General features: G+C 71.2%; 14 protein-coding genes. 10 read left to right on the top strand and 4 right to left on the bottom strand.

Annotated elements, in window-relative coordinates; genetic code table 11:
* Positions 1–86: 86 nt before the first annotated feature.
* Positions 87–482 carry a PLD nuclease N-terminal domain-containing protein gene (locus ACQF4J_RS20690; protein ID WP_427166449.1) on the bottom strand — a complete coding sequence of 132 codons (396 nt, stop codon included), beginning with the start codon at positions 480–482 and terminating at the stop codon, positions 87–89.
* A gap of 87 nt (positions 483–569) precedes the next feature.
* On the opposite strand from ACQF4J_RS20690, the gene ACQF4J_RS20685 reads away from it, so the two are divergent.
* The gene (locus tag ACQF4J_RS20685) at positions 570–2027 is read left to right on the top strand and encodes a menaquinone biosynthesis decarboxylase (RefSeq protein WP_351580214.1); all 1458 of its coding nucleotides are present in this window, start codon (positions 570–572) and stop codon (positions 2025–2027) included.
* The gene (gene mqnP / locus ACQF4J_RS20680) at positions 2024–2926 is read left to right on the top strand and encodes a menaquinone biosynthesis prenyltransferase MqnP (protein WP_351580217.1); all 903 of its coding nucleotides are present in this window, start codon (positions 2024–2026) and stop codon (positions 2924–2926) included. Before ACQF4J_RS20685 ends, mqnP begins: the two co-directional genes overlap by 4 nt.
* Before the next feature lie 21 nt (positions 2927–2947).
* Here the strand turns inward: mqnP and ACQF4J_RS20675 are convergent, their stop codons facing one another.
* Positions 2948–3553 carry a rhomboid family intramembrane serine protease gene (locus ACQF4J_RS20675; RefSeq protein WP_351580220.1) on the bottom strand — a complete coding sequence of 202 codons (606 nt, stop codon included), beginning with the start codon at positions 3551–3553 and terminating at the stop codon, positions 2948–2950.
* Positions 3554–3644: 91 nt separating this feature from the next.
* Here ACQF4J_RS20675 and ACQF4J_RS20670 point away from each other — a divergent pair, with 91 nt between their 5' ends.
* The 7 genes from ACQF4J_RS20670 (at position 3645) to ACQF4J_RS20640 (ending at position 8387) form a co-directional block, all read left to right on the top strand.
* On the top strand, positions 3645–4328 hold the full coding sequence (locus ACQF4J_RS20670; protein ID WP_351580223.1) for a UbiX family flavin prenyltransferase: 684 nt from the start codon (positions 3645–3647) through the stop codon (positions 4326–4328).
* A 68-nt stretch (positions 4329–4396) separates the two neighbouring features.
* The gene (locus tag ACQF4J_RS20665; RefSeq protein ID WP_058923898.1) at positions 4397–4852 is read left to right on the top strand and encodes an Lrp/AsnC family transcriptional regulator; all 456 of its coding nucleotides are present in this window, start codon (positions 4397–4399) and stop codon (positions 4850–4852) included.
* Positions 4853–4891: 39 nt separating this feature from the next.
* Positions 4892–6055, top strand: a complete 1164-nt coding sequence (gene mqnE / locus ACQF4J_RS20660) for an aminofutalosine synthase MqnE (RefSeq protein WP_351580226.1) — start codon at positions 4892–4894, stop codon at positions 6053–6055.
* 249 nt (positions 6056–6304) lie between these two features.
* Entirely contained in the window at positions 6305–6829 is a 525-nt protein-coding gene (locus ACQF4J_RS20655; protein WP_351580229.1) for a GNAT family N-acetyltransferase, read from the top strand.
* A 90-nt stretch (positions 6830–6919) separates the two neighbouring features.
* Positions 6920–7228 (top strand): DUF4229 domain-containing protein, encoded by a 309-nt coding sequence (locus ACQF4J_RS20650; RefSeq protein ID WP_351580232.1) that lies wholly within the window; start codon positions 6920–6922, stop codon positions 7226–7228.
* 63 nt (positions 7229–7291) lie between these two features.
* Positions 7292–7963, top strand: coding sequence for a TetR/AcrR family transcriptional regulator (locus tag ACQF4J_RS20645; RefSeq protein ID WP_351580235.1), 672 nt, complete (start codon positions 7292–7294; stop codon positions 7961–7963).
* A 70-nt stretch (positions 7964–8033) separates the two neighbouring features.
* The gene (locus ACQF4J_RS20640) at positions 8034–8387 is read left to right on the top strand and encodes a hypothetical protein (protein WP_351580238.1); all 354 of its coding nucleotides are present in this window, start codon (positions 8034–8036) and stop codon (positions 8385–8387) included.
* On the opposite strand, the gene ACQF4J_RS20635 is transcribed toward ACQF4J_RS20640, so the two are convergent.
* Together ACQF4J_RS20635 and ACQF4J_RS20630 are read right to left on the bottom strand one after the other, a co-directional pair.
* On the bottom strand, positions 8368–9216 hold the full coding sequence (locus tag ACQF4J_RS20635) for a MaoC family dehydratase (RefSeq protein WP_351580302.1): 849 nt from the start codon (positions 9214–9216) through the stop codon (positions 8368–8370). The genes ACQF4J_RS20640 and ACQF4J_RS20635 overlap by 20 nt on opposite strands.
* On the bottom strand, positions 9216–10523 hold the full coding sequence (locus tag ACQF4J_RS20630) for a 3-oxoacyl-ACP reductase (protein ID WP_351580241.1): 1308 nt from the start codon (positions 10521–10523) through the stop codon (positions 9216–9218). The genes ACQF4J_RS20635 and ACQF4J_RS20630 overlap by 1 nt, the downstream gene beginning before the upstream one ends.
* A gap of 265 nt (positions 10524–10788) precedes the next feature.
* Between ACQF4J_RS20630 and ACQF4J_RS20625 the strand changes: the two genes are divergently transcribed.
* Positions 10789–12741: an AMP-dependent synthetase/ligase gene (locus ACQF4J_RS20625; protein ID WP_351580244.1), complete on the top strand. Its 1953-nt coding sequence runs from the start codon at positions 10789–10791 to the stop codon at positions 12739–12741.
* Positions 12742–12852 lie beyond the last annotated feature (111 nt).

The raw sequence follows: 12852 nt of genomic DNA, 5'->3' as shown, positions 1-12852 counted from the left end.
CCAAGTGTCCGGTTCCGGCCGGTCCCGGCACAGGGGCGCGATGTCCGCATCGCAGAGCCCGCCGACGTACATCCTGTATGCCGGGGTCAGTCCCCCTTGGGCTCCTCGCCCCGCTCGCGCCGCCGCAGTTCCTCCTCGCGGCGCCGCAGGTCCGCCTCCCAGTCCTTCAGCAGCGCCTCGTCCTTCTTGTTCTCCTCCTTGAGGGACTTCAGGAACTCGGGGTTGTCGTCCGGCGCCACCCACTGCGCCGCCGTGCTGCGGTGCCACTCGGAGGGCGTGGAGCCCCCGGCGGGCGCGACCCGGTGCTTGCCGGCGACCAGCCAGGCGATCGGTCCCACCAGCACCTCGCCGAACAGCAGGATGATGATGACCCAGACCACCTTGGGCAGCCCCCGCACCTGCTCCTCGGGAGTGTTCAGGCAGTCGATGAAGGCGTAGATCCACAGCGCCAGGACCAGCAGGAACGGCAGATACCTGAACATGGTGGTGCGATCCCCCAGAAGACGGTGACGGGCGCTGCACGGCCCCGGTGACGGGGTCAGGGTAGCGGGTGGCCGATACTGGGACGCATGGCTTACGACGATCTTCGCTCCCTGCTCCGGGCACTGGAACGCGAGGGCGACCTCAAGCGCGTCAAGGCCGAGGTCGACCCGTACCTGGAGGTCGGGGAGATCGTCGACCGGGTGCAGAAGTCGGGCGGCCCGGCGCTGCTCTTCGAGAACGTGAAGGGCTCCGACATGCCCCTCGCGATGAACGTCTTCGGCACCGACCGGCGGCTGCTGAAGGCGCTCGGCCTGAAGTCGTACGCGGAGATCTCCGACAGGATCGGCGGACTGCTGCGGCCCGAGCTGCCGCACGGGTTCGTCGGCGTCCGCGAGGCCTTCGGCAAGCTCGGCGCGATGACCCACGTACCGCCGAAGAAGGTCAAGTCCGACAACGCGCCGGTGCAGGAGGTCGTCCTGACCGGGGACGACGTCGACCTCGACCGGCTGCCGGCGCTGTTCACCTGGCCGCAGGACGGCGGCTCCTTCTTCAACCTCGGTCTGACCCACACCAAGGACCCCGAGTCCGGCATCCGCAACCTCGGCCTGTACCGCCTCCAGCGCCACGACCGGCGCACCATCGGCATGCACTGGCAGATCCACAAGGACAGCCGCAACCACTACCAGGTGGCGGCGCGGCGGGGCGAGCGGCTGCCGGTCGCGATCGCCTTCGGGTGCCCGCCGGCCGTGACGTACGCCTCCACCGCCCCGCTGCCCGGCGACATCGACGAGTACATGTTCGCCGGGTTCGTCGCCGGCAAGCGGATCGAGATGGTCGACTGCAAGACCGTGCCGTTGCAGGTGCCGGCGCAGGCGGAGGTCGTCCTGGAGGGCTGGCTGGAGCCTGGCGAGATGCTCCCCGAAGGCCCCTTCGGCGACCACACGGGCTTCTACACGCCGCAGGAACCCTTCCCCGCCCTGAAGATCGACTGCGTGACGATGCGGAAGCGTCCGCTGCTCCAGTCGATCGTCGTGGGCCGCCCCCCGACGGAGGACGGGCCGCTGGGGCGCGCCACGGAACGGTTCTTCCTCCCGCTGCTGAAGATCATCGTGCCGGACATCGTGGACTACCACCTGCCCGAGGCCGGCGGCTTCCACAACTGCGCGATCGTCTCGATCGACAAGAAGTACCCGAAGCACGCCCAGAAGGTGATGCACGCGGTGTGGGGGGCCCACATGATGTCCCTGACCAAGCTGATCGTGGTCGTCGACTCCGACTGCGACGTCCACGACCTGCACGAGGTCGCCTGGCGGGCCCTGGGCAACACCGACTACTCCCGTGACCTCACCGTCGTCGAGGGACCGGTCGATCACCTCGACCACGCCTCCTACCAGCAGTTCTGGGGCGGCAAGGCGGGCATCGACGCGACCCGGAAGTGGCCCGAGGAGGGCTACACCCGGGACGGCGGCTGGCCCGAGATGGTCCTGTCCGACCCCGAGACGGCGGCGAAGGTCGACCGCCGCTGGAAGGAGTACGGCCTGTGAGCAGCGCCTCCGCCGCGATCCCGCAGCCAGGACGGACCAAGGCGTTCCTGCGGCTGGTGATGATCGAGCACTCGGTCTTCGCCCTGCCCTTCGCGTACATCGCCGCGCTGACCGCGATGTTCGAGTGGGACCGGAACATCCACTGGGGCCGGCTGCTCCTGGTCACCGTCTGCATGGTGGGTCTGCGCACCTTCGCGATGGCCGTGAACCGGATCATCGACCGCGAGATCGACGCCCGCAACCCGCGCACGGCCCAGCGCGAGCTGGTCACGGGCGCGATGTCGGTGAAGCACGCCTGGACCGGCGCGCTGATCGCGGTCGTGGTCTTCCTGGGCTCGGCGGCCCTCCTCAACCCGCTCTGCCTCGCGCTGGCGCCGGTGGCGGTCGTCCCCATGGTCGTCTACCCCTACGGCAAGCGGTTCACGAACTTCCCGCAGGCCATCCTGGGTCTCGCCCAGGCCATGGGCCCGATCGGCGGCTGGCTCGCGATCAGCGGCGAGTGGAACTGGCACGCGGTGATCCTCGGCCTCGCCGTCGGCATCTGGATCGGCGGCTTCGACCTGATCTACGCCTGCCAGGACGTCGAGACCGACCGGGAGATCGGCGTGATGTCGGTCCCGGCTCGCTTCGGCATCCCCGCGGCCATCCGGGGCGCGCGGGTGTGCCACGCGCTGACCACGGCCCTGCTCGTGTGGTACGGCGCGGTGACGGGCGCGGGCGGCTTCTACTGGGTGGGCCTGATGATCGTCGCGAGCGCCTTCGTCTATGAGCACTCCATCGTGCGCCCGCACGACCTGTCCCGCCTGAACAGGGCGTTCTTCAGCGTCAACGGCTTCATCGGCATCGCCCTGTTCGTGTGCGCGCTGCTCGACCTGCTGGTGCGGGGCCTGACCGTCTGAGTGCGGTCCGCGAGCCCGCCCTCAGGCCCGTATCGCGGGAGCCGGGGACGGGCGGCGGCGGAACCAGAACGCCGTCGCCACCCCGGTCGCCAGGCCGATCAGGTGGGCCTGCCAGCTGACGCCCGTCTGCAGCGGCGACAGGCCCAACAGGATCGAGGTGCCCCAGACGGCACCCACCAGCAGACCGACCACGACACCCAGCGGGCGGCGCTCCACGAAGCCGCTGACCAGCAGGAAGCCGAAGAGGCCGAAGATCAGACCGGAGGCGCCCGCGGTGTTGGTGTGCGCCGGGGCGACGAGCCACACACCCAGACCGTCGGCCACGATGATGACGAGGCACAGGGCCGCGAACCGGCGCAGGCCGCCCAGCGCCGCGAGGAAGCCCATGACCAGCAGCGGCACGCTGTTGGCGGCCACATGGGCGAAGCCGAAGTGGATGAACGCGGCCGGGACGACGTCGACCAGCTCGGAGGCCCGGCGGGGCATGATGCCGAGCCCGTCGAGCGCGTGTCCGCTGACGACGTCGACCACTTCCAGCAGCCACAACAGCGCCACCCAGCCGACCATCAGCTTGGCCGCGGCCCTCACCCGGTCCCGGCGCGACCAGTCCAGCTCCGAACCCGACATGGCATCCCCCACTCGTCCGCCCGTCATTGTGAAGAACGGTCCGGCCCCCTCGGCCGGTTCCCACCCCGCGACGCCAGCTAGGCTCGGTGTCGTGAACCCAGTCAAGCCAGGAGAGACGCCGCGTACGCCTTGGATCGTAGGGGTGTCCGGCGCTTCGGGCACGCCTTATGCCGCGTCGGTGCTGCGCGCACTTCTCGACGCCGGCGAAAGCGTGGACCTGGTCGTCAGCCGGGCCTCGCGGCTCACCCTGCTGGACGAGACGGGCATCTCCTTCAGGGACGCGCACTGGCGCGACGACCTGCGGGAATGGCTCAGCCGGGGCGCCGACGGAAAGCCGGGCGTCTTCACGCCGGACATCGGCGGGGTGCGGTACTGGCCCGCCGGGGACCTGGGCGCGGGCCCGTCCTCGGGGTCGTACCCGAACAAGGGCATGCTGATCGTGCCCGCCTCGACCGCCTGCGTGGCCGGTGTCGCGCTCGGGCTGTCCAAGGACCTGCTGCAGCGGGCGGCGAGCGTCACCCTCAAGGAGCGCCGTCCGCTGGTCGTGGCCGTACGGGAGACCCCCTTGAACGGCCAGACGCTGCGGCACCTCGTCGCGCTCGACGACGCGGGCGCCAGCGTGGTGCCGGCCTCGCCCGGCTTCTACGCGGGCGCTACCCACATCCAGGACCTGGTGGACTTCGTCGCCGGGCGGGTGCTGGACGCGGCGGGCGTGGCACACCGGCTGTACCGGCGCTGGAACGGCGAACTGGGCGGCGCGAACGCCGACCGGTAGGGGCGGGCCGCGGCGGCTCGGCACCTCTCATCACTTCGGGAACTCTTCAGCGGAAGGCATCGAATCGCATGGACGCGGTGGACAGGCAGCTCATCCAGGCCCTGAGGGAGAACGGCCGGGCCTCCTACGCGGAGCTGGGACGCCTCGTCGGTCTGTCGGGGCCCAGCGTCACCGACCGCATCAACCGGCTGGAGGCGGCCGGGGTCATCACCGGCTACCGCGCCACCGTCGACGCCGCCTCGCTCGGCCTCGGCGTCATCGCGCTGATCGGCATCTCGCTGTCCGACGCGGCCGACCACGAGGACGTGGCCCGGCGGCTGAAGGACCTCTCCGAGATCGAGGACTGCTGGTTCATCGCGGGCGACGACTCCTACATGCTCAAGGTGCGGGCGACCGACGTGGACGGCCTGGAGAAGATCATCCGGCGGCTGTCCGGGACGAAGGGCGTGTCCCGGACCCGTACCACCATCGTGCTCTCCACCAAGTGGGAGAACCGGGTCGGAGAGCTGCCCGAAGAGGTCTAGGGATACCGTTGGTCGGGCTGTCGTAGAAAGGTGTTTGCCATGGACGTCGGGCTCAAGCGCGAGCTGGAGCAGAAGGTCAGGACCGGTGAGCGGCTGACCCGCGAGGACGGCATCGCGCTGTACGAGTCGGACGACCTGGCGTGGCTGGGCGGCCTCGCCCACGAGGTGCGCACGCGCAAGAACGGCGACGTCGTCCACTTCAACGTCAACCGTCACCTCAACATGACGAACGTGTGCACCGCGTCGTGCGCCTACTGCTCGTTCCAGCGCAAGCCGGGCGAGAAGGACGCGTACACGATGCGCATCGAGGAGGCCGTCAAGCTCGCCAAGGCGATGGAGAGCGACAACCTCACCGAGTTGCACATCGTCAACGGGCTGCACCCGAACCTGCCGTGGCGCTACTACCCGCGCTCGCTGCGGGAGCTGAAGGCCGCGCTGCCGAACGTGTCGCTGAAGGCCTTCACGGCCACGGAGATCCACCACTTCGAGACGATCTCCGGGCTGAGCGCGAGCGAGATCCTGGACGAGCTGATCGACGCCGGTCTGGAGTCCCTGACCGGTGGCGGCGCGGAGATCTTCGACTGGGAGGTCCGGCAGCACATCGTGGACCACCGCACCCACTGGGAGGACTGGTCCCGCATCCACCGGCTCGCGCACGAGAAGGGTCTGAAGACCCCGTGCACCATGCTCTACGGCCACATCGAGGAGCCGCGCCACCGCGTGGACCACGTGCTGCGCCTGCGTGAGCTGCAGGACGAGACCGGCGGCTTCCAGGTCTTCATCCCGCTGCGCTACCAGCACGACTTCGTGGACATGAAGGACGGCAAGATCCGCAACCGGCTGCAGGCGCGGACGCAGATGGCCACGGGCGCGGAGGCGCTGAAGACGTTCGCCGTCTCACGGCTGCTGTTCGACAACGTGCCGCACGTGAAGGTGTTCTGGGTCATGCACGGCGTGCAGACCGCGCAGCTGGCGTTGCAGCACGGTGCGGACGACATGGACGGCTCGGTCGTCGAGTACAAGATCACGCACGACGCGGACAACTACGGCACGCCGAACAAGTTGACGCGTGAGGATCTGCTGGATCTGATCCGGGATGCCGGCTTCCGGCCGGTGGAGCGGAACACTCGGTACGAGATCATTCGGGAGTACGACGGTCCGGACCCGGCTCGGCGGGAAGCGCCGCAGCCGATGCGGGTGTGAATCGGTTGTGCGGCGGGTGCGGGTCTGTGGGGGCTTGTCGCGCAGTTCCCCGCGCCCCCAGAGGGTACGCGTCGCCGCATGACAGTGAAGGCGCCCGAAGGCGGCTGTACCGCAGAGCCCTTCGTTCCTGAGCGGGGTGGGCGAGCGTCTGGTGCCCACGGTTCACCCGTCGTGAGTCGGCCTACGGCGGGCTCCTGTCCGATCTGAAAGTAGCGGCGCGCGTCCTGGTGTAAGGGCTACGATGCTCGGGTGTCCCTTACCTTCGCTCTCGATCCCGCTGTTACCCCCGACCTGCGCGACGGCATCCTCGACCTGTGGACGGACGTGTCCAACGCGGGCGGCTCCGTCGGCTTCGTGCCACCGGTGACCGCGGAGGTGGTCCGGCCGGAGCTGGTCAAGCACCTGGTCGCGATGGCGGAGGGCCGCACCCGGCTGCTGGTCGGGCACGACGAGGACGGGCGGGTCGCCGCTACGGCCTTCCTCACCCACAACGCGCACCGGCTGATGGCGCACTGGCTGTGGCTCTACACGGTGATGGTGCACCCCCGCCACCAGGGCAAGGGCTACGGCCGCGACCTGCTCGCCGCCGCCGAGGGCGCGGCCCGCGGTCTCGACGGCATCGAGGCGATCCGGCTCACCTGCCGCGGCGGCCTCGGCCTGGAGCGGTTCTACGGCTCCTGCGGCTACAAGGAGGTCGGCCGCGTCCCCGGCGCGATCCGCGTGGCGCCCGGCGACGACCGCGACGACATCATCATGCTGCTGCCGCTCGGCTGAGGCCCCGCCTGCAAGATCGGGACCCCGACGTGCTTCACTGGACGATGCCCTTTGGGAATGTTCGTACCGTTGACGGAAGAGTGGATTGAGATGCTCCGCTACACGCTGATGCGCCTCGGGGTCTTCGCGGGCTGCTTCGTGGTCGTCTGGGGCCTCGTCTACACCGGCATCGTCCCGCGTGGCTTCGGCGCCTCCAACGGCATGTGGATGGTCCTGCTCGCCCTGGTGCTCTCGGCCCCGATCAGCTTCGTGGTGCTGCGCAAGGAGCGGGACCGGGCCTCCGCGAACGTCGTCGCGCGCGTCGACCGGATGAAGGCCAATCTCGAGGCGAACGCGTCCCAGGAGGACGACGCCGACGACGCCGCCCGCGCCCAGGGCCAGGCCCCGCAGGCATCGTAGCTCGACGCCCTCGTGGCCCCGCGAGGGGTCACGGCCGCCCGTTCGCAATTTAGTCTGTGCCCCATGGGTGCGGTGAAGACCAAGCGGATGCCGCGGGCGGTTCGGGAACAGCAGATGCTGGACGCCGCCGTGCGGACCTTCGGGCAGCGCGGATACATGGCCGCGTCGATGGACGAGATCGCCGAACTGGCGGGCGTGTCCAAGCCGTTGGTCTACCTGTACCTGAACTCCAAGGAAGACCTGTTCACCGCCTGCATCCGGCGGGAGGCCAAGGCGCTCGTCGAGGCGGTGCGCGGCGGCGTGCGCCCGGGGCTCCCCGCCGACCGCCAACTCTGGGAGGGTCTGCGGGCGTTCTTCGCGCACACCGGCCAGAACCCGGACGGCTGGGCGGTGCTGCACCTCCAGGCGCGCACGCGCGAGCCGTTCGCGGCCGAGGTGACGGCGATGCGCGAGGAGATCGTCGCCTTCGTCACGGAGCTGATCGTGGTCGCGGCCAGGGAGGCCCACCGCAACCCCGACCTGCCCGAGCGCGAGGTCGCCGGTCTCGCCGAGGCACTGGTCGGGGCCGCCGAGTCCCTCGCCGCCTGGGCCAACGCGACCCCCGGCGTCACCGCGCGACAGGCGGCGGCGACGCTCATGAACTTCGCCTGGGCCGGCCTCGGCAACCTCATGGACGGACGGCCCTGGTCGCCCCCGCAGGAAGTGCCGGAGGCCGCGGGCCCGCGCCCGGCATGACAACTGTCATCCCCGACGCCGGACGCCGGACACTGGGGGCGTGCGATCCTCCGCCCGTACCTTCGTGCCCATGACGAGGACCAGTGGCGAGGACCCGCGCAGGACCGACGTCAAGGTGAGCCTCATCGGCGGTCACCGCCTCGCGGGCGAGACCCTTGACGAGCGCACCCTGACCGTCTCCCTCATCGGCGGCGCCGACATCGACCTGACCGACGTCGACATCCCGGACGGCGCCGAACTGCGCATCACCAAGCTCAGCCTGATCGGCGGCGTCGGCCTCAAAGTCCGCCCCGACGTCCGCGTCGAGGTGCACGGCGTCCGCCTCGGCGGGGTGAAGGACGACGGCCCAAGCGAACCGGGCGGCCCGACCGTCCGCATCGACGCGTGGGGTCTGCTGGGCGGAGTCACCGTCCGTCGCTCGTGAGGTCGTCCACGACCCCGCTCAGATGCAACCGGCCCCCGTTGCCGACCAGTTCGAACCGCCCGTCCCGCGCCGCGTACGTCACCGTGCCCGGCAGCAGCACCGGCGCCCTGAACTCGGCCCGCACCCGGACGCGTTCAGGCGCACTGTGCGCGGCGAGGCAGCGGGCCACCGTCCACATGCCGTGGGCGATGGCGCGCGGGAAGCCGAACAGGCGGGCGGTGAGCGGGTGCAGGTGGATGGGGTTGCGGTCGCCGGACGCGGCGCCGTAGCGCCGTCCGATGTCGGCGGCCAGCCGCCACTCGGCGACGGCGGGCAGCGCCTCCCGCTCCCCCCTGGGCGGCTCACCGGCGTGCCCGGTGCGGTGCCGGGCCAGATACGTGCTCCGCGATTCCCAGACCGGCTCACCGCCGGCCCGCATCTCGGTGATCACCGTCGCCTCGGTGCCGCGCCGGTGCGGCTCCAGTCCGCCGACGTACACGGCGAGTTCGTACTCCCCGGTCGCCGGCAGCGCGCGGCGCCGGGTGATCTCGATGGAGGTGTGGACGAGGCCGAGCAGCGGCAGCGGGAAGCCCCGGTCGCTCATCAGGCGCATGGCCAGCGGGAAGCCAAGGACGTGCGGATAGGTCGGCGGCAGGGCGTCCTCGCCGGTCGCGAAGCCGCAGACCCGCTCGTAGGCCGCCAGGCGCGCCAGGTCGATGCGCAGGGCGGGCAGCACGAGCCGGTCGTGGGGGAAGTCGGCGTCCGGGCGGGGGCGTTTGAAGGGGGAGAGCAGGGCGCCGCGGGCCAGCAGCGGGGCGAGGGCGGGCGGCTGGGCGAGGACGACGGACATCACGCCCCCAGCAGGCTCTGGCCGCAGACCCGTACCACCTGGCCGTTGACCGCGCCCGAGCCCGGGTGCGCGAGCCAGGCGGTGGTCTCGGCGACGTCGGCCGGCAGGCCGCCCTGCGCGAGGGAGTTCATCCGGCGGCCGGCCTCGCGGATGAACAGCGGGACGGCGGCCGTCATCTTCGTCTCGATGAACCCGGGCGCCACCGCGTTGACCGTCACGCCGTGCTCGGCGAGGGCGCGCGGCGCGAGCGCGCGGACCAGCCCGACGATCCCGGCCTTGCTCGCGCCGTAGTTGGTCTGCCCGGCGTTCCCGGCCAGGCCCGCGATGGACGCGGTGGCGACGATCCGCCCGCCGGGCCTGAGCGTCCCCGCCTTCAGCAGGGCGTCCGTCGTGCGCAGCACGCTCGCCAGATTGACGTCGAGGACCGAACTCCAGCGCTCGGCCGCCATGTTGACCAGCCTGCGGTCCCGGGTGATCCCCGCGTTGTGGACGAGGACGTCCAGCCCGTCCGGGAGGGCGGCCGCGATCCGCTCGCCCGCGTCGGCGGCCGTGATGTCGAGCGCGAGCGCGCTGCCGCCGAGGCGGGCCGCGACGCGCGCAGCGTCCTCCTCGGCCTGCGGTACGTCCAGTACGACCACCCGGGCGCCGTCCCTCGCCAGCGTCTCGGCGACCGCCTCGCCGATGCCGCGGGCGCCGCCGGTGACCAGGGCGGTGCGCCCGGTCAGGGGGCGGTCCCGGTCGGCGTCCGGCTGCTCGCCCGTGCCGACGGCGATGACCTGTCCGCTGACGTAGGCGGACTTGGGGGAGAGCAGGAAGCGCAGCGTCGACTCGGCGGCCGCCGCGTCCGTCAGCCGCACCAGGTTCACCGTCCGCCCGCGGCCGATCTCCTTGCCGAGCGAACGCACGAACCCCTCCAACGCCTGCTGCACGGCGGCTTGGTGGTGGTCGGCGGGGTCGAGGGGCGCGCCCAGGACGACGATCCGGCCGCTCGCCGCGACGGACCGCACCACGGGGTGCAGGGCGGTGTGCACCTCGGCGAGCGTGTCGACGTCCCGGACACCGGAGGCGTCGAGGACGACCGCGGCCGGTGCGTCGGCCGTCCCGGCCGGAGGTCCCGTACGCGCGAGGACCGGTTCGAGGCCGAGGCCGAGGCCGGACCGGCCGGCGGTGAGGTGGAGCAGGCCGCCTTCGAGCGCGGGGCGCTCGGGAGACCAGCGCAGCAGCGGCGCCGGTTGCGGCAGTCCGAGTCTGCGGGTCAGGAAGCGGCCAGGGGCGGTGCCGGTGAAGCGCAGATAGCGGTCGGCCATGTCCATCTCCCATGCGAAGCCCTACTTACTCCAGAGTCAGGTTACCCGAGGTAAGGCGAGGTCAGGAGGTGAAAATTGTTCAACATACCCCCTGGTAACGTCTGATCGGCGAGAAAAGCGACGACACTGCACATCCCCGACGCATCCCCGCCGCCGGACCATCGCCGAACCCTCACCGGGCCCTCACGCGCGAGCCGTACGATCGCCTCTCCCCACCTGCGGCAACTCCCCCGCAGGGCAACTCCGTTGACCACTGGAGTCGCCCGTGTCCAGCACGCGCCCCGCCGCCGGTCCGGCGGTCCACGCCACCGCCTACGACGGAACCCCGGTCCTCGTGGAACCCGTCGTCCGGCGGCTTGAGGGGGAGGTCCGTGAGGTCTCCGTACCGCCCTTCGCCCCGCCGACGACATACGGCTCCCTGGCCGATCTGCCCTTCGAGAACGCCCGCACGGCCCCCGAGGACAAGGTCCTCAGCCGGCGCACCGAGGCCGGCGGGTGGACGCATGTGACGGCCGCCCGGTTCGCCGAGGAGGTGCTGGCCACGGCGAAGGGCCTCGTCGCCGAGGGGCTGACACCCGGCGACCGGATCGCCGTCATGGCCCGCACCGTCTACGAGTGGACGCTGCTGGACTTCGCCGCCTGGGCCTGCGGCCTGGTCACCGTCCCGATCTACCCCACGTCCTCCGTCTTCCAGACCCGCTGGATCCTGCAGGACTCCGGTGCCGTCGCGCTCGTCACCGAGACCGCGGCCCAGGCGGCCGCCCTCGGCCCCGAGCTCAGCCGGCTGCTGGACCTGCGGCACCTGTGGGTCATCGAGAAGGGGCACGTGGAGCGGCTGGCCGAGCGCGGGGCGGAGGTGCGGGACCACGAAGTGGACGTGCGGCGCGGGATGCTCGCCCCCGACACCCTCGCCACCGTCGTCTACACCTCCGGCACCACGGGCCGCCCCAAGGGCTGCGCGATCAGCCACGGCAACTTCTTCGCCGAGGTCGACAACGCCGTCGAACTCCTCTACCCGGTGTTCCGGTCCCGGACCAGTGAAGAGGCGTCGATCCTGCACTTCCTGCCGATGTCGCACATCTTCGGGCGCATGGTGGCGGTCGCCTGCATCCGGGCCCGGGTACGCCTGGGCCACGCCCCGAGCCTGAAGTCGGAGGAACTGCTGCCCGACCTGGCGAGCTTCCGGCCGACCTGCCTGGTCGCCATCCCGTACATGCTGGAGAAGGTCTTCAACGTGGCCCGCGCCAAGGCCGAGACGGGCGGCCGGGTCACCGCCTTCGACCGCGCGGCCGCGGTGGCCCGCCGGTACGGGGAGGCGCGCGAGGCCCGCCAGACCGGCACCGGCCCGGGTCCGAGCGCCGCGCTGAGAGCGGCCCGGGCCTTCTACGACCCGCTGGTCTACCGCCGTATCCGCAACGCCATGGGCGGCCGGGTCCGCTACATGATCTGCGGCGGCTCCCCGCTGGGCCGCCGGCTGGCCTCCTTCTACGCCGGCGCGGGCATCGAGATCTACGAGGGCTACGGCCTGACCGAGACGACCGGCGCGGCCACGGTCACACCCCCCTTGAAGCCCCGCCTGGGCACGGTGGGCTGGCCCCTGCCCGGCACCAAGGTCCGCATCGCCGCCGACGGCGAGATCCTGCTGTCCGGGGACCACGTGCTGCGCGGGTACTGGGACCCGAACGCGGGCGGGGTCGTCCCCGCGACCACCGACGGCTGGCTCGCCACCGGCGACATCGGACGCCTGGACGACGAGGGCTACCTGTACATCACCGGCCGCAAGAAGGAGATGCTGATCACCGCGGGCGGCAAGAGCGTGGCCCCGGCCCCGCTGGAGAACTGGCTGCGGGCGCACCCCCTGATCTCGCAGGTCATGGTCGTCGGCGACCGCCGCCCCTACATCGCCGCGCTCATCACCCTGGACATGGAGGGCGTCGGCCACTGGCGCCGGATGAACGGCAAGCACCCCGCCGTCACCGCCGAACTCGTCCAGGACGACGCCGAGTTGCTGGCCATCCTGCAGCGGGCGGTGGACGAGGCGAACAAGCTGGTGTCGAGGCCCGAGTCGATCCGCCGCTTCACCGTCCTGCCCGTCGACTTCACCGAGGAGGCCGGGCATCTGACGCCCTCGATGAAACTGCGGCGGGAGGCCATCGCCGAGGAGTTCGCGGAAGAGATCGAGCGGCTCTACTGCCAGGGACGCCAAAGCGTGCCGTAGCGGAGACAGGCGCAGGTCGCCGTGAAGGTTGCACAGGCCCGGCTCCGGAGCATTCCCGAATCATCACGAAGTCGCCATGCGCGCACCGTACCCTTTCTCCTGTAACCCGCG

Origin of the sequence: Streptomyces sp. C1-1 (assembly GCF_050214755.1) — a bacterium.
GTDB lineage: Bacteria > Actinomycetota > Actinomycetes > Streptomycetales > Streptomycetaceae > Streptomyces.
This window is presented reverse-complemented; position numbering and strand designations above follow the sequence as displayed.